This is a genomic window from Xanthomonas hortorum (assembly GCF_024339125.1).
Taxonomy (GTDB): Bacteria; Pseudomonadota; Gammaproteobacteria; order Xanthomonadales; family Xanthomonadaceae; genus Xanthomonas; species Xanthomonas hortorum.
In genome coordinates, this window is the sequence record NZ_CP101417.1 from 2,941,382 (window position 1) to 2,957,733 (window position 16,352).

The following is a 16,352-nucleotide window of genomic DNA, read 5'->3' on the forward strand; positions in this document are numbered from 1 at the left end:
CGAATCACGGCTTCTCAGCCACATCCACCCACACCGCATGATGGTCGCTGCCATCGGCAATCGCCGCTTCCGGCGTGCTGCTCGCGGGCCAGAAGATGCCGCTGCCGATCAGGGTGAACTGGCGCGATGGCAGCACGTAGTCCAGACGCATCGTGCCGGCCTGCGGGCCGAAGTCGCCGGTGACCTGCTGCGGGTCGCCGGTATGCGCGATACCTAGCGCGGCGTACTCGGCGGTTTTTTCCGGGCCGCCGTCGCTGTGCGGGGTGGGGTACTGCAAGACGCGTGGATGCGTGATCAGTGCGCGGATCGCATCGTGGCGGCCGGCGCCATCGACCGGGTCGTTATTGAGATCGCCCAGGATCACAAAGCGTGCGTCGGCCGGCAGACCACCGCAGCGGCCCTGGTCGTCGCATAGCCATGCGGCGTCTTTTGGGTTATCCAGATACTCGCGCCATAGCCGCAGTTCGTCGTGATTGCGGGCGGCGTTGCGCTTCTCGGCACCGTCGAACACCGGCGGTGTGGGATGCGACACCAGCGCGTGCACCACGCCCAGCGGCGTGCGCACCGGCACGTCCCAATGCGATTTGGACGACAGCCGCAGTTGCGCCCAGATCGCATCGCGATAAAACGATTTCTTGCTGGACGGATCGGTGGGGCGCAACGCACCCGGCAACGCGCTCCATTTCAGCAGCTGGAAACTGCGCACCGCCTGCGCATCGATCGGATAGCGCGACAGCACCAGCATGCCGTACTGGCCTGGGTGCAACCCATACCCCCAGGCATCGTTGCCACGCGAGCGGCCATCGCCACCGACAGTGCCGTTGTTGTCCAGATCCAGCCCACTCGGCACGCCGGTATTCACTGGCGCCAGGTAGCGATACGGATAGCGCAGCGCTTCGCCGCCGCCCGGCTGGGCGACCTGCAGATAGCGCTGCTGAAACAGATCGGCGGCGCGATGCTCGGGGTCGAAATCGAACTCGTTGAGCAGCACCAGATCCGGGCGCACCCGTTGCAGCACGGCGGCGATCTTGCGCGCATGCGCGCTGTCGCCCTGCAGTTCGCGCACCAGGCCGCCGGCCTCGTCGGAATACAGCGAGGTGTTGTAGGTCGCGATGCGCAAGTGAGCAGGTTCAGGCGCGGCAGCGGAAGCGCCGGGCGCGGTATCGGAGGAGGGCGCGCGATGCGCGCAAGCAGCGCAGAGCATGGTCAGCGCAAGCAGCAGGATGGGTTTGATCATCGCGACATTCTCGCATGCGGGAGACGACAGGCCGATGTCGTCGTCCGGTGGTTCAACCTGCCGGTGCAGGGGCGGGGAGCCCGCGCCATTGACGGCCGTCGTAAGCTTCCAGTGCGCTGAAATGGCGCTTGTAATTCATCTTCGCGTGGCCGTCGATCCAGTAGCCCAGATACACATGCGCGCGCCGCTCGCGTTGCGCCCACTGGATCTGCTGCAGGATCGCGAAGGTGCCCAGACTGCGCGCGGCGGCATCCGGCGCGTAGAACGTATAGACCGCCGACAACGCGTGCTCGGTGACATCGGTGACCGCAACGGCGAGCAATCGCCCCGGCGCGTGCGCCACCGCCGGTTCGCGTATCTCAAGAAAGCGCCCGTGCGACCAGCCGCCGATCAGGAACTGGTCGAATTCGGTGGCGCCATGTTCGTCCATGCCGCCGCCGGGATGGCGGTGCTTGAGGTACTGCCGATACAACGCAAGTTGTTCGTCGGTGCGTTCGGCGGCGACCACGCGCACCACCAGGTCCTGGTTGCGCGCCAGGCAGCGGCGCTGACTGCGATCGTGCCGGAACGCATCCACGGCAATGCGCACCGGCACGCAGGCGCGGCAACGTTCGCAATGCGGCCGGTAGACCAGATCGCCGGAGCGCCGAAATCCCCACGCCAATGCCTGCGGATAAATTGCGCCCAGACGCGGATCGTGCGGGTCCAGCACCAGGTCGCGCGCACGCCGATCCGGCCAGTAGCCGCAGGCATGCTCGCCGGTCTGGAACAGGCGCAGGTCGTCGTGGGTGTCGGCGTGGATGGCCATGTACGCAGGATAGCGCCTGCGTGTCGCAACAGCGGCGACTGTCCGCCGGATGAATACGGCCGGTGGCCGCGTCAACGCGTGTGCCGATCGCTCGTTGATGTGGGTGTTGGTGGCAGCGCACGGTGGATCCGGATGCGCCATCCACGCGATGCGGCCCATGCAGGTGCCGCGTGTGGTTCTCACATCCCAGGAGTTTCTCATGACGTCTCGCAAACCGTTTCTCGCATTGGCCATGCTGGCCTCCCTGTCCACCGGCGCGGTGTTCGCCGCTCCGCCTGCCGCTGGCGATGCGCCGCGTCCTGCCAAGCTCGACAAGAACGGCGATGGCGTGATCGACCGCAGCGAAGCGGCGGCCGATCCGAAGCTGGCTGCGCAGTTCGATACGTTGGACACCAACAAGGACGGCAAGCTGTCGCGCGATGAGCGTCCGCATCATCGGGGCCCGGGTCGTGATGGACGCGACGGGCGCGGCGAATGGCTGAGCAAGTTCGATACCAACAAGGACGGCCGCATCAGCCGCGAAGAAGCCAAGGCCGACCCGAAGTTCGCCGCGCGCTTCGATGAGATGGACGTCAACAAGGACGGCTTTGTCGATCGCGCCGACCGTGCGTTGCGCATGCAGCAGCATCGCGATGCGTGGTTTGCCAAGGCCGATACCGACAAGGACGGCAAGTTGAGCAAGGCCGAGTTCGATGCGGCCTCCAAGCAGCGTGGCGAGCACGGTCCGCGTGGTCCGGGCGAGCATGGCGAGCGTGGTGATCACGGCAAGCGTCCGATGCCGGCCAAGCCCGCTACGGCCAACTGAGCACGTGTTGACGCGGCACGTGGCTGAACACGTGCCGCGTCAACCGTAGCGGTAAGGACGTCAGTCACACGGATGATGCAACAAGGCGCCGATCGACCCATGGCCTCCCGCAAGGGAGGCTTTTTTTCATTGGGCTGCCGGATGCGCTGCGGTCACCTCGGCGGTTGCTGGAAAAGGCGAGCTCATGCCGTAATGGCAAGTCGCACGGGTACCGACAGCGCGATGTGCCAGTGTGTTCCAGCCGGTGCAGCACCGCGGCCTGCCGTCAGGTCCCGGCAGCGTTGGAATACTCTCAGGCGACAAGAACAGTGCCGATTCGGGCGCTCGGCATTACCGTGACGCCAGCGCAGGTTGTCATTTGCTGTGCCACTCCTTGTGGACAGGATTGGCGAGCGTGTTCTTTTCCTGCGTGTAGGTTCCGTTCTGCTGCGCAATGGCTTCACCCGTCTCGACGATGGCGTTTTGAATGAAGACGTTTTCCTTGCCGCTGCGGATGAAGGTCAGCTGGTGGAAGGCGGTTTTGTTGCCCCAGTCTGGAGAGGGGAGTGAGATGAACTTCACCGTGCAGGTTTCGTCGTCGAAACTGCCTTGCAGAACGTAGACGCCGTAGTGGTTCTCGCCCTGCGAAATGATCTTGTACATGCCGTTGCCGTAGTAATAAATCTCCGCATCGGGAAACGGCTTTTTCTCGTACATCTTGCGATAGTGGAGCACCTGTTTGACGGTGGGTTCTCCAAAGCTCACGGTCAGCGTCTGGCCGTCGGGCGAGGTTGTCAGTCCTTCCGCGTGCGCGCCAGCGCTGCTCAGCAGCATCAGGCCTGCGGTCACGATCGTTTTCACTGCATTGCTCTCCTGGTCTTTTTCAAGCGCCGTGTGCCGAAACTGCACTGTTGCAGTCGCAAAGCCGCTGGAATACTCGCAGAGAAGCAGTTGCAATGAAATTCATTGGGATACAGTCAAAAAATGCGGCTCAGCCACGCTGTGATGGGGCCGTGCCGTTCACGACGCGGATATTCGCCGGCGCTCAGCGCGCCTGCGGATCCGCACGCGCACCTTCTCATTCTTTGCTGCAGGCGGTGGGTGTATCGGCAGGGGCTATTGGTTGCGATGCCTCCCGGCAAGCGGGAGGCCTTACGTAGAGCGCAGCTGCGTGTTTCGTGAAAACATGGCGCATGCCGGTTGCAAGCGTGATGCGAGGATGCTGGATCGCTGCCTTTCTCGCTCGACCGCCGCGCAGGCTGATCCTGGCTTTCAAGTACGTCATAGCATCCCCGACTTGATGGAGTGATGCAGGATTGGCAGCAGGACCGCCAGCGTGCTCATGAGCATTGCGCTTGGACTGAACATGCAGCGGTAAAGCAATGGTGCCTGCGTGGTGCCGCGCCGTTGTGCATCGCGTTCCAGCATGGGGCGCATCACCCGGGGCAGCACGCGCAGCGTTTGATAGTTGATCACGACCATGCCTGCGCACAGCACCAGCAAGGCCGACCAGGGTTGGTTGCTGAGTCGGTTCAGTAGCAACGTGCTGCCGCACACGATCACCGACGTCAGGGTGCTTGTGAGCATGAAGCGGTGGATACCTGCGGTTTCGCGAGCTGTCTCGGCAAAGCGCAGCAGATACCAGCCCGACCAGTAAGTTCCCAGTGCGGCAACCAGCACGCTGCCTGCCGCAAACAGCGCCGGCATGCCGAACCAGACGCTCAACGCACCGGCTGCGCCGCCACCGCCAACGGCAGAGCCGGTCAACCCGCCCATGCCCAGCTTGCCGGCGCCACCGATGCCGCCCAACACAATGGCCGCGCTCGCAGTTCCCGGAGTTGCCAGCATCGTTGCCGAGGTCACCGCAGTGGCAAAGGCCACGCTGGGTGCGCTGCCACGCGCGAACGCGCCGAACCGGCGCAGCAGCTCCTCGCGCACGCTGGCACGTGCCCGCGACAAGCGCTTGCGCACGGCGGCATCGCTGAGGCCGAGCAGCGAGGCCACCTGCTGCGAACTCTGGCCTTCGCGGTAATACAGCAGCAGCGTCTCGCGGCTTTCTTCGGGCAGTGCGGAAATGATGTCGAGCGCGGCAATTTCTTCTTCCACCTGCAGCAGGTGCTCGGCGGGCGAGGGTGCGGGGTCGGCCGCCATCGCGATGGCGAGGTCGGCTGCTTCGCCACTGAGCGCGCGATGCCGGTTGGCGCGCAGCCAGTCGCGCGCCAGGTTGCGGGTGATCTGGCGCAGCCATGGCAGGAAGCTGGCCGGTTGGCTGAGTTGTGCCAACCGCTGCCAGGCGCGCAGAAAGGCCTCCTGGGCGATGTCTTCGCTGGCGGCGATATCGCGGGTGATCGCCAGCGCGATGGCGGTCACCGTGTTCTGGCAGGCACGCACGATGCGGCCATAGGCCTGTTGGCAGCCGGCCGCGGCATGCGGCAGTTCGCGTTGCAACATCAGGTCCAGCGTGTCGGTGTGCATCGGCGCAATCCATGTCCTGGTCCCAGCATGACGCATGGGAGCGGCAGATGTGACCGATGCGATGCCGGTTGATGCAGGTGCTGCGTCCGCCGCGCTCAGCGCGCCGGCTGGATCCGCACGCGCACTTCTTCATCCTCTGCCGCCGGTGGTGTCGCGTTGGCAGGCGCCGCTTGCTGCGATGCCGGTTGAGCCACCGGTGCAGGCGCGCTGCGATGGCGCAGCACCACGAACATTGCAACCGCGCCGATCACCAACAGCAGCACCAGCCGGATACGCCAGGCCCAGCTGCGCGCGCTGGAAGTTGAGCCGTTTTCGCCTTCGCGAAAGGTGTATTCCACGTTCGGCAGGTCGCGACGGGTGGTGTCGAGCAGGCGCGCGTCGCGCAGCAGCTCGCGCGCGCGTGGCTGGTCGTCGGCATGCACGATCCACACGGTGGGATAGCTCTGTGCGTTGCTGTGTTCGAGATAGCTGAACTGGCCGGTGCGCTTGCTTTCGTAGGAGCGGCCATTGCTCATGCGCACATCGATGCCGGCATCGCGCAACAGGTTGGCGACGCCTTCGGCGGTTTCGATACGTTGACTGCTGAAGATCTTGCGCATGCTTAAGGTGTGCCAGCGATTGCCGAACGCATCGCGCTGCGGGTGCGCGTGTTCGAGACATGGAAGAAGAGTGGCGTGGACGTCGGTCCACAACCGGAAAAAGCGGCAGCAGGCCTGTCTGCGCTCAGCGAAAGTTGTTGTTTAGGCACGGGCACGGCTAGTCCTTCGCCGGCACGGCAATTGCGCTGCCATCGGGCACCACGCGGATCAAGCCTTCCTGCGTGGTGCTGGCGACCAGCACGCCATCGCGGGTGAAAAACTGCCCGCGCGCCAGGCCGCGCGATCCCTGCGCGGTGGGGCTGTCGAGCGAATAAAGAAGCCAGTCGTCGGTACGGAACGGGCGGTGGAACCACAGCGCATGGTCGAGCGAGGCCATCTGCACGTTCGGCGTGTAATAACTGATGCCGTGCGGAAACGTCGAGGTGCCCAGCAGCTGAAAATCCGAGGCATACGCCAACAAGGCGCGATGCAGGCCGACATCGTCGCCGACCGGGTCGCTCAGACGTAGCCACATCTGCTGGAACGGCGGGCGCTTGGGTGGTCTGAGTTCGTCGCGCGGAAAGACGTGGCGGAATTCGAACGGGCCGCCACGCGAGAGCCAGCGCTGCACCTTGGCCGGCAGTTTCGCCAGCACTTCCGGTGCCAGCGGCGCGGTGGGTTCGATGTCTTCCGGTGGCGGCACCACCGGCATCACCGACTGATGCTCGGCGCCGTCTTCGTGTTCCTGAAACGACGCTGCGCAGAAAAAGATCACCTTGCCATGCTGGATCGCGGTGACCCGTCGTACCGAGAAACTGCCGCCATCGCGGGTGCGATCGACGTCGTAGACGATCGGGTGATCGATATCCCCGGCGCGCAGAAAGTAGGCATGCAACGAGTGCGCCTGGCGGCCGTTTTCCACCGTGGCCTGCGCGGCGGCCAGCGCCTGCCCCAGCACCTGCCCACCGAACACGTACTTGGTGCCGATATCGCGGCTTTGGCCGCGAAACAGGTTGTCTTCCAGGCGCTCCAGCGACAGCAGGTTGATCAGTTCGGAGACGACGGGTTCGGCAGTGGCGGACAAAGGGCTGGCCTGGGCGTGCGACGGACCGCGATTATACCGGCCGCCCCGTCGCCACCATGCGCAAGGCGCGTGCTCAGGCCTTTTGCAGGCGCGCGACCAGGCCATGCAGCGCCGCCTGCGCATCCGGTGCGTACCAGCCGTCGATGAAACGCTCCAGCTGGATCAGCTCGGGTGCCAGCGCGGCGCGCAGATCGGCGCGGGCGATGGCGCGCGTGGTCAGCATGGGCTGGCGCGGCAGTCGCTGCAGATCCTGCAGCCAGGCAACCGCGCGCGCGGTGACCAGCTCGCCATCGGCCAGCTCGTCGACCAGGCCGATCGTGACCGCCTGTTCGGCCGGTAGCAGCTGGCCGGAGATCAGCAGGCGCTCGGCGCGGTGCGCACCGACCACGCGGCGCAACAGGCGCTGGATGCCTTCGGGCGCCGCCAGGCCCACCTGCACTTCGTTCAGGCCGATCGCATAGGGTTTGGCGGTGTCGGCACTGCGCGCCATCACCCGGTAGTCGCAGCACAGCGCCAACACGCAGCCGCCGGCCGGCGCATGCCCGCCGATGGCCGCCACAACCGGCACGCGGCTATTGGCCAGCGCTTGCGCAGCGTCGAAGAAGGCCGTCCAGCTGGCCAGCAATGCCGCGCGGTCGGTGCCGTGCCCCAGCAGATGCGGCACGTCCATGCCACCGGAAAAAATCCGCTCGCTGCCCGACAGCACGATGCCATCGGTCTCATCGCCGGCCTGCTGCACTGCAACGCTCAAGGCCTGGCACAGCGTGCTGTCCAGTGCATTGACCGGCGGGCGGGCCAGACGGATTTCGCGAAGACGGCCATGGTCTAAGATCTGGATGCTCATTCGGGGCTCCTGGAGGTCGGGTCATGATAGACGGCAGTCGAAGCAGGCAGCGCATGTACGCACGCGTGCTGCTCGGTGCGTTGGCGGTGTTGGCAAGTGCAGGCGCCTGGGCGCAGTGCCTGCCTGAATTCAAGGATGGCTGGGTTCGCATTCCACCGCCCGGGGGCATGGCCATGGCGGCGGGGTTCGGGCAATTCCATAACGGCTGCGCGCAGCCGCTGAAGGTCACCGCGGCCAAGAGCAGCGTGTTCGCCGATGTCTCCATTCACGAGACCACGCAAACCAATGGCGTCAGTCGCATGCGTGCGGTGCCCGAGTTGCCGCTGCCGGCCGGCAAGTCGGTGATGCTGGCGCCGGGCGGCTTGCATCTGATGCTGATGGAGGCGAGCGCGCCGCTGCAGGAGGGCACATGGGTGCCAGTGACCTTTACCTTGCAGGATGGTCGCGAGATCAAGGCCACGCTGGAAGCACGCAAGCGCGCGCCGGGTTCGTGAGGGAGCGCAGCTGGCTGTAGAGCGAAGACGGCAGCATGGATGCTGCCGTTGGCAGCAGCGTTGCTTGATCCAATGATTTCGGCAAAGCATTCGAACGGCGCGTAGAAGGCGCTGCTTAATCAGGCTGCGGTGCCAGCTCACCACGCTGCAGGCATGAAGTCGCTGCGGCAGCACAGTCACTACATGCTGCAAACGTGCGGTAGTACGAAGTAACGTAATCACGCCGTCATTCGAAAACGAAAACGGCGGCTCCCGAAAGAGCCGCCGCCGATCTTTAGCGCTGGGAAAACTCGGCAACCGGGCCGATAAAATCTCAGCTGCTGGCAGCGCGCACCGCATCCGGCAGCGACGCGCTTTTACCGGTCTGGGTATCGATCCACACCACGACCACATTGCCATCCGAATACAGCACGCTCTGGTCTTTCTGGTCGAGGATGCGGTGGCCAATGGTGATGCTGCTGCTGCCCAGTCGCTCGACGAACAGTTCCACCAGGATGTCGTTCGGCCACACCAGCGGGCGCTTGTAGTTGACGTTGGTGGCCGCGACCACCGGCGCGATGCGATCGGTCATCGACACGCCTTCAACGCCCAGCATCCAGCGCACACGCGCTTCTTCCAGATAGGAAATGTACTTGGCGTTGTTGACATGGCCCATGCTGTCCATGTCGCGCCAGCGCACGCTGATCGGGATGCGTGCCAACACCTTGTGCTCTTCGCTCATCAGCTTGCCTTCTTCTTTGCGGTTTTCTTGGTGGCGGATTTGGCGACTTTCGCCACCTTTTCCGGTTTGATCTTGCGCGGCGGGCGCGCATCGGGCTTGTTGGCCATTGCCGCCGGACGCGTCTCGCGCGCCTTTACCGACGGCAGCATCTTGGCCAGGAATTGCCCGGTGTAGGACGCCTTGTGTGCAGCCACCTCTTCCGGCGTGCCGGAGACCAGGATGCTGCCACCGCGGTGGCCGCCTTCCGGGCCCAGATCCACGATCCAGTCGGCGGTCTTGATCACGTCCAGATTGTGTTCGATCACCACCACCGTGTTGCCCTCGTCGCGCAGCTTGTGCAGCACGCCGAGCAGCGCTTCGATGTCGTGGAAGTGCAAGCCGGTGGTCGGCTCGTCGAGGATGTACAAGGTGCGTCCGGTATCGCGACGCGATAGCTCCTTCGACAATTTCACGCGCTGCGCTTCACCGCCGGACAGCGTGGTCGCGCTCTGCCCCAGCTTGATGTAGCTCAGGCCGACATCGACCAGCGTTTCCAGCTTGCGCGCGATCGACGGCACCGGCTCGAATAGGCGCAGCGCATCTTCCACGGTCATCTGCAGCACGTCGCTGATGTTGTAGCCCTTGTAGCGAATCTCTAGCGTCTCGCGGTTGTAGCGCTTGCCGTGGCAGACATCGCAAGGCACGTAGACGTCGGGCAGGAAGTGCATCTCCACCTTGATCAGGCCATCGCCCTGGCAGGCTTCGCAGCGCCCGCCACGCACGTTGAAACTGAAACGTCCAGGCGAATAGCCGCGTGCGCGCGATTCCGGCACCTGCGCGAACAGCTCGCGCAATGGCGTGAACATGCCGGTATAGGTAGCCGGATTGGAGCGCGGCGTACGCCCGATCGGCGACTGGTCGATATCCACGACCTTGTCGAACAGGTCCAGATTCTCCACCTCGCGATGCGCCGCTACCGGATGCGACGCACCGTTGATCTCGTTGGCCGCCAGCGAAAACAGCGTGTCGTTGATCAGCGTGGACTTGCCCGAGCCGGACACGCCGGTGATACAGGTCAACAGGCCGGCCGGAATGCCCAGATCGACATTCTTCAGGTTGTTGCCGGTCGCCCCGCGCAGATGCAGCATCATCTTCGGGTTGGGCTTGTGGCGCTGCTTGGGAATCTCGATGCGGCGCTTGCCCGACAGGTACTGACCGGTCAGCGAACGCGGCGCATCCAGAATGTCCTGCAGCGTGCCTTGCGCGCAGATTTCGCCGCCGTGCACGCCGGCGCCGGGGCCGATGTCCAGCACATAATCGGCCAGGCGGATCGCGTCTTCGTCATGCTCGACCACGATCACCGTATTGCCCAGATCGCGCAGCCGCGTCAGCGTGCCGAGCAGGCGTTCGTTGTCGCGCTGATGCAGGCCGATCGAGGGCTCGTCCAGCACATACATCACACCGACCAGGCCGGCGCCGATCTGGCTGGCCAGACGAATGCGTTGCGCCTCGCCACCGGACAAGGTGTCGGCCTTGCGCTCCAGGGTCAGGTAATCCAGGCCCACATCGACCAGGAAGCCCAGCCGCTCGCCGATCTCCTTGACGATCTTGCTGGCGATCTCGCCGCGCCAACCGGGCAACGACAAACCGCGGAAAAAGCTCAGCGCCTCGTTGACCGGCAGCACCACCAATTCGGGCAGCGGTCGGTCGGCCACGAACACATTGCGCGCAGCACGATTCAGACGCGTGCCGTTACACGCAGGGCAGGGCTGCTGGCTGACGTACTTGGTCAGCTCTTCGCGCACAGCCGGCGATTCGGTCTCGCGGTAGCGCCGTTCCAGGTTCGGCAAAATGCCTTCGAAACGGTGCTTGCGCGTGGTGCGCCCGCCCGCATCGGTGAAGTAGGTGAAGCTGATCACCTCATCGCCGCTGCCGAACAGCACAGCCTGGCGCACCTTGGCCGGCAGCGAGTTCCACACTGCGTCCACGTCGAACTTGTAGTGCTTGGCGAGCGAGGCGATTAGCTGGAAATAATAGGCATTGCGCCGATCCCAACCACGCACCGCACCGGCCGACAGCGACAGCTCCGGATGCACCACCACGCGATCCGGATCGAAGAATTCGGCCACGCCCAGGCCATCGCAACTCGGGCAGGCGCCCACCGGTGCGTTGAACGAAAATAGCCGCGGTTCCAGCTCGGGCAGCGAGTAATCGCAGACCGGGCAGCTGTACTTGGACGAGAACAGATGCGGCGCGGCGGCCGCATCGTCCAGCGACTGCACTGCGACCATGCCTTCGCCAAGCTTGAGCGCGGTCTCGAAACTTTCCGCCAGCCGCTGCTTGATGTCTTCGCGCGGACGGAAGCGGTCGATCACCGCTTCGATGGTGTGCTTCTGGCGCAGCGCCAAGGCCGGCACCGCATCGATCTCGTACAACTCGCCGTCCACGCGCACGCGCACGAAGCCCTGCGCACGCAGTTGCTCGAACACCTGCGCATGCTCGCCCTTGCGGTCGCGGATCACCGGCGCCAGCAGCATGTAGCGCTGCTCCTGGTCCTGGTTGAGCATGTGGTCGACCATCTGGCTGACCGTCTGCGCCTCCAGCGGGAACCCATGGTCCGGGCAACGCGGCTGACCGACGCGCGCGTACAGCAGGCGCAGGTAGTCGTAGATCTCGGTGATCGTGCCGACCGTGGAGCGCGGGTTGTGCGAGGTCGATTTCTGTTCGATCGAAATCGCCGGGGACAGACCTTCGATATGGTCCAGGTCGGGCTTTTCCATCACGCTGAGGAACTGGCGCGCATACGCCGACAGCGACTCGACGTAGCGGCGCTGGCCCTCCGCATAAATGGTGTCGAACGCCAACGACGACTTGCCCGAGCCGGACAGGCCGGTGATCACGATCAATTTGTCGCGAGGCAGGTCGAGGTCGATGTTCTTGAGGTTGTGCGTCCGCGCGCCGCGGATGCGGATGAAATCCATCGCCATGGGGGATCCGATGTCGGGCCGGCGAACCGGCGGTGGTGCGAGCGTGCTCAGCAGGAATGAGTGGCAGTCGATCAGCCTACCCGCCGACCTAGGTGAGGGCAATTGCCCGAAATGCCAGTCTGACCGGAGCGTTGTGGCGGCCGGATGATGCGTTGCATGGAGCCGGATCGATGTCGCCTGCGGCAGGTCGACGTGCCGTCGATCGGAAACCGGCCGGCGCCAGGCTTGCGGGTTGACCCAAAACCCGATATGCCAGTACAATCCCGCTCCTGTCTGCCCTAGGGCACGTCAGTGCGACCATAATAACTACAGAGGAAAACCTGGTCATGTACGCAGTTCTGGTAACCGGCGGTAAGCAATACCGCGTCGCGCAGGGCGAAACGCTCCGCGTGGAAAAGCTCGAAGTCGAAGCTGGCGACGAGATCAAGTTCGACACCGTCCTGATGTTGGGCGATAGCGATGGCATCAAGCTGGGCGATGCGCTGAAGGGCGCCTCGGTCACCGCAAAGGTTGTGGCCCATGGCCGCGCCGACAAGGTGCGCATCATCAAGTTCCGTCGCCGCAAGCACCACATGAAGCGTCAGGGACACCGTCAGTACTACACCGAAATCGAGATCACCGGCATTGCCGGTGGCGATAAGAAGTAAGGAGAACCAGTCATGGCACATAAAAAAGGCGTAGGTTCCTCGCGCAACGGTCGCGATTCCAACCCGAAGTACCTGGGCGTGAAGATCTTCGGTGGCCAGGCCATCGATGCCGGCAACATCATCGTGCGTCAGCGCGGCACCCAGTTCCACCCGGGTAGCGGCGTTGGCCTCGGCCGTGACCACACCCTGTTCGCCCTGGTGAACGGCAAGGTGGAGTTCTCGGTCAAGGGTGCGAAGAAGCGTCGTACCGTCAGCGTGGTTGTCGAGGCGTAATCGCCCGCTCCATGCAGGCCAGTCCGCCAGGCACCGATGCCTGACGGACGAGACGGAAAGCCCCGCTTTTGCGGGGTTTTTCGTTTGACGGCCGGGAGTGGGGATTCGGGAGTTGGGATTCGCAACGGCGGATTTCGATAGTCCCGATGCCGTCGCTTCCTGCTGTTTCCGCGGCCGCCAAGCGGCGTCCTGCGGTGGTGTTACCAATCCCAAATTACGAATCCCAAATCTCATGAAGTTAGTCGACGAAGCGGAAATCCTGGTCAGTGCCGGCAATGGCGGCAATGGCTGTGTCGGCTTTCGCCGCGAGAAGTTCATCCCGCTCGGTGGGCCGGATGGTGGTGATGGCGGCAGTGGCGGCAGCGTGTGGATCGTGGCCGACGAGAACGTCAACACCCTGGTCGACTTCCGGCATGAGCGCACCTTCAAGGCGCAGCGCGGCGAGAATGGCATGGGCCGTCAGGCCTACGGCAAGGGCGGCGAAGACCGCATCATCGTGGTGCCGGTCGGCACCGTGGTGATGAACGTGCAGACCGATGAAATCATCGGCGACCTGACCCAGAACGGCGATCGTCTGCTGGTGGCCAAGGGCGGCAAGGGCGGCCTGGGCAACATGCATTTCAAGAGCTCGATCAATCGCGCCCCGCGCCAGTCCACCACCGGCGAAGAGGGCGAGGAGCGTCTGCTCAAGCTGGAGTTGAAGCTGCTGGCCGACGTCGGCCTGCTGGGCTTCCCCAATGCCGGCAAGAGCACGCTGATCCGCGCGGTGTCTTCGGCAACGCCGAAGGTGGCCGATTACCCGTTCACCACCTTGTATCCGAATCTGGGCGTGGTCAGTGTCGAGGCGTATCGCAGCTTCGTCATCGCCGACGTCCCGGGCCTGATCGAGGGCGCGGCCGATGGTGCGGGGCTAGGCACGCAGTTCCTGCGCCATCTGCAGCGCACGCGTTTGCTGCTGCACCTCGTAGACATCTCGCCCATGGAAGGTGGCGTGGATGGCGTGTCGCCGGCCGATCAGGTGCGTACCCTCGAGCGCGAGCTGGAGCGGCACGATCCGGAGTTGCTGGCCAAGCCGCGTTGGCTGGTGCTCAACAAGGCCGACCTGATGTTCGAGGACGAGGCGCGTACGGCGGCAGAGGCGATCGTGGCCGAACTTGGCTGGACCTCGCCGTGGTATCTGGTCTCGGCGTTGGGCCGCGATGGCACCTTCCCGATCATGAAGGACATCATGGCGTTCTTCGACCGTCAGCGCGAGGACGAACTCGAGGCGCGCAATGCCGGCTGAGTGGTATCGCAGCCAAGCAAAAAACCCGGCCAAGGCCGGGTTTTTCTGTTCCACCGAAAGCCAGGCTTCCGGTAGTGCCGAAACCGATCGCTTACGCGGCCTTGATGGCCTTGATGCGAGCGGTCAGACGGCTCTTATGACGCGCAGCCTTGTTCTTGTGAATCAGGCCACGGGCGCTGAAACGGTCGAGGATGGGCTGAGCAACGGCGAAAGCAGCTTCGGCGCCTGCAGCATCGTTGGCGTCAAGGGCCTTGATCACCTTCTTGACGGCGGTGCGCAGCATCGAACGCTGGCCGGTGTTGCGCTCATTGCGCACGACGGTCTGCTTGGCGCGCTTCTTGGCGGACTTGATATTGGCCACGGTGGTGGGTTCCTGAAAAATCGGTATGGTGGAAAAAGCAAGCGGGAAAGTATGATGGACTTAGTTATGTACGTCAAGTCAGTTGTCAAGAGGGATACAGCGTGAGCAAGCCCGGCATGTTGAGAAGCCTGCTCTCATTTAGCAGCATGACCATGGTGTCGCGGGTGTTGGGGCTGGTGCGCGACCAGGTCATCACCACCACCTTCGGCACCAATGCGCTGACCGATGCGTTCTGGACGGCCTTCCGGGTCCCCAATTTCCTGCGTCGGCTGTTTGCCGAAGGCTCCTTCGCCACCGCCTTCGTGCCGGTGTTCACCGAGGTCAAGGAAACCCGGCCGCATGACGATCTGCGCGAACTGATGTCGCGCGTGGCCGGTACCCTCGGAGGAGTGCTGCTGTTGGTCACTGCGCTGGCGCTGATCTTTGCGCCGCAGCTGGCCACGCTGTTCTCCAGCGGCGTCGATACCGACCCGGCCAAGCATGGCCTGCTGGTGGACCTGTTCCGTCTGACCTTCCCGTTCCTGCTGTTCGTCTCGCTGACCGCGCTGGCCGGCGGGGCACTGAACAGTTTCCAGAAGTTCGCCATGCCGGCGCTGACCCCGGTGATCCTCAACCTATGCATGATCGCCGGCGCCTTGTGGCTGGCGCCGCGGCTGGGCGGAACTCCCGAGAAGCAGATCCTCGCACTGGGCTGGGCGGTGCTGGCGGCGGGCATGCTGCAGTTGCTGTTCCAGCTGCCTTCGCTGAAAGGGATCAACCTGCTGATCCTGCCGCGCTGGGGCTGGCGACATCCGGGCGTGCGCAAGGTGCTGACCCTGATGGTGCCGACCCTGTTCGGCTCATCGGTAGCGCAGATCAACCTGCTGTTGGACACGGTGATCGCCGCGCGGCTGGCCGATGGCTCGCAGTCGTGGTTGTCGCTGGCCGACCGGTTCCTGGAACTGCCGCTGGGCGTGTTCGGGATAGCGCTGGGCACGGTGATCCTGCCGGCGCTGGCGCGCCATCACGTCAAGACCGACCGCAGCGCGTTTTCCGGCGCGCTGGATTGGGGCTTTCGCACCACGCTATTGATCGCGATGCCGGCGATGCTCGGATTGCTGTTGCTGGCCGAACCGCTGGTGGCGACGTTGTTCCAGTACGGTCAGTTCACCGCGTTCGAGACGCGCATGACCGCAATGTCGGTCTACGGCCTGAGTTTCGGCCTGCCGGCCTACGCCATGCTCAAGGTGGTGCTGCCGGCGTTCTACGCGCGCCAGGACACCCGTACGCCGGTGCGCGCGGGTGTGGCGGCGCTGATCGCCAACATGGTGTTCAACTTCGCGCTGCTGGCGGTGGTCTACCAGGTCATGGTGCCGCCCGAGCTCAAGGCGCAGGGCGTGATGCAGGCGCTGGGCAAGCAGCCGGGCCTGCATCTGGCGCTGGGGATCGCCAGTGCGTTGTCGAGTTATCTCAACCTGGGCTTGCTGTGGTATTGGCTGGGCAAGTCCGGCGTGTACCAGCGGCGGCCGGGCTGGGGCGGCTATGCGCTGCGCCTGCTGCTAGCCTGTGCGGCGATGGTGGTGGTGCTGTTGGGCCTGCTGTGGTGGTTGCCCTCGTTCACCGTGATGGAAAAGTGGGATCGCATCGGCTGGCTGGCGGTGCTGGTCGGCAGCGGTGGGGCCACCTATCTGGCGGCGCAGCTGGCATTGGGGCTGCGGCCGCGGCATCTGCGCGAAGGGTAGGCAGCCTAGCGGACCGGCCAAGCGCACTGCGAAGCCGCCTGTGTTGTGCGGAATTCTGACTTCGCGCAGCCGGA

The 16,352-nt window shown here is 64.4% G+C and carries 16 protein-coding genes; 6 read left to right on the plus strand and 10 right to left on the minus strand.

Annotated elements, in window-relative coordinates; translation table 11 throughout:
- Window positions 1–4: 4 nt before the first annotated feature.
- Window positions 5–1,237, minus strand: coding sequence for an endonuclease/exonuclease/phosphatase family protein (locus NMB96_RS12600; RefSeq protein WP_255084969.1), 1,233 nt, complete (start codon window positions 1,235–1,237; stop codon window positions 5–7).
- A gap of 52 nt (window positions 1,238–1,289) precedes the next feature.
- On the minus strand, window positions 1,290–2,204 hold the full coding sequence (locus NMB96_RS12605; RefSeq protein WP_255086965.1) for an arginyltransferase: 915 nt from the start codon (window positions 2,202–2,204) through the stop codon (window positions 1,290–1,292).
- A 40-nt stretch (window positions 2,205–2,244) separates the two neighbouring features.
- Between NMB96_RS12605 and NMB96_RS12610 the strand changes: the two genes are divergently transcribed.
- Window positions 2,245–2,850, plus strand: coding sequence for an EF-hand domain-containing protein (locus NMB96_RS12610; RefSeq protein WP_255084970.1), 606 nt, complete (start codon window positions 2,245–2,247; stop codon window positions 2,848–2,850).
- 354 nt (window positions 2,851–3,204) lie between these two features.
- Here NMB96_RS12610 and NMB96_RS12615 read toward each other — a convergent pair whose 3' ends face one another.
- The 5 genes from NMB96_RS12615 to NMB96_RS12635 form a co-directional block, all read right to left on the minus strand.
- Window positions 3,205–3,663, minus strand: a complete 459-nt coding sequence (locus tag NMB96_RS12615; RefSeq protein WP_183086879.1) for a hypothetical protein — start codon at window positions 3,661–3,663, stop codon at window positions 3,205–3,207.
- 447 nt (window positions 3,664–4,110) lie between these two features.
- A complete protein-coding gene (locus NMB96_RS12620) occupies window positions 4,111–5,304 on the minus strand; it encodes an RNA polymerase sigma factor (RefSeq protein ID WP_183086846.1) in 1,194 nt (397 codons plus the stop codon).
- A gap of 95 nt (window positions 5,305–5,399) precedes the next feature.
- Window positions 5,400–5,903 carry a putative signal transducing protein gene (locus NMB96_RS12625; protein ID WP_043889024.1) on the minus strand — a complete coding sequence of 168 codons (504 nt, stop codon included), beginning with the start codon at window positions 5,901–5,903 and terminating at the stop codon, window positions 5,400–5,402.
- 157 nt (window positions 5,904–6,060) lie between these two features.
- Window positions 6,061–6,966 (minus strand): acyl-CoA thioesterase II, encoded by a 906-nt coding sequence (gene tesB / locus NMB96_RS12630; protein WP_023903119.1) that lies wholly within the window; start codon window positions 6,964–6,966, stop codon window positions 6,061–6,063.
- A gap of 73 nt (window positions 6,967–7,039) precedes the next feature.
- Window positions 7,040–7,810 (minus strand): enoyl-CoA hydratase/isomerase family protein, encoded by a 771-nt coding sequence (locus NMB96_RS12635; protein WP_023903120.1) that lies wholly within the window; start codon window positions 7,808–7,810, stop codon window positions 7,040–7,042.
- Between the two features lie 65 nt (window positions 7,811–7,875).
- Here NMB96_RS12635 and NMB96_RS12640 point away from each other — a divergent pair, with 65 nt between their 5' ends.
- Window positions 7,876–8,304: a copper chaperone PCu(A)C gene (locus NMB96_RS12640; RefSeq protein ID WP_043889714.1), complete on the plus strand. Its 429-nt coding sequence runs from the start codon at window positions 7,876–7,878 to the stop codon at window positions 8,302–8,304.
- Window positions 8,305–8,617: 313 nt separating this feature from the next.
- Here the strand turns inward: NMB96_RS12640 and NMB96_RS12645 are convergent, their stop codons facing one another.
- Together NMB96_RS12645 and uvrA are read right to left on the minus strand one after the other, a co-directional pair.
- Entirely contained in the window at window positions 8,618–9,025 is a 408-nt protein-coding gene (locus NMB96_RS12645; protein WP_023903122.1) for an acyl-CoA thioesterase, read from the minus strand.
- Window positions 9,025–11,991: an excinuclease ABC subunit UvrA gene (gene uvrA / locus NMB96_RS12650; protein WP_043889025.1), complete on the minus strand. Its 2,967-nt coding sequence runs from the start codon at window positions 11,989–11,991 to the stop codon at window positions 9,025–9,027. Before uvrA ends, NMB96_RS12645 begins: the two co-directional genes overlap by 1 nt.
- 326 nt (window positions 11,992–12,317) lie before the next feature.
- On the opposite strand from uvrA, the gene rplU reads away from it, so the two are divergent.
- From rplU to obgE, 3 genes are all read left to right on the plus strand, one after another.
- On the plus strand, window positions 12,318–12,638 hold the full coding sequence (gene rplU, locus NMB96_RS12655; protein ID WP_006450001.1) for a 50S ribosomal protein L21: 321 nt from the start codon (window positions 12,318–12,320) through the stop codon (window positions 12,636–12,638).
- A 12-nt stretch (window positions 12,639–12,650) separates the two neighbouring features.
- Window positions 12,651–12,911, plus strand: a complete 261-nt coding sequence (gene rpmA / locus NMB96_RS12660; RefSeq protein WP_006450000.1) for a 50S ribosomal protein L27 — start codon at window positions 12,651–12,653, stop codon at window positions 12,909–12,911.
- Between the two features lie 232 nt (window positions 12,912–13,143).
- Entirely contained in the window at window positions 13,144–14,196 is a 1,053-nt protein-coding gene (obgE, locus tag NMB96_RS12665; protein WP_006449999.1) for a GTPase ObgE, read from the plus strand.
- Between the two features lie 91 nt (window positions 14,197–14,287).
- Here the strand turns inward: obgE and rpsT are convergent, their stop codons facing one another.
- Window positions 14,288–14,557: a 30S ribosomal protein S20 gene (rpsT, locus tag NMB96_RS12670; RefSeq protein ID WP_002807888.1), complete on the minus strand. Its 270-nt coding sequence runs from the start codon at window positions 14,555–14,557 to the stop codon at window positions 14,288–14,290.
- Window positions 14,558–14,673: 116 nt separating this feature from the next.
- Here rpsT and murJ point away from each other — a divergent pair, with 116 nt between their 5' ends.
- Window positions 14,674–16,278, plus strand: a complete 1,605-nt coding sequence (gene murJ, locus NMB96_RS12675; RefSeq protein WP_255086966.1) for a murein biosynthesis integral membrane protein MurJ — start codon at window positions 14,674–14,676, stop codon at window positions 16,276–16,278.
- Window positions 16,279–16,352: the final 74 nt, after the last annotated feature.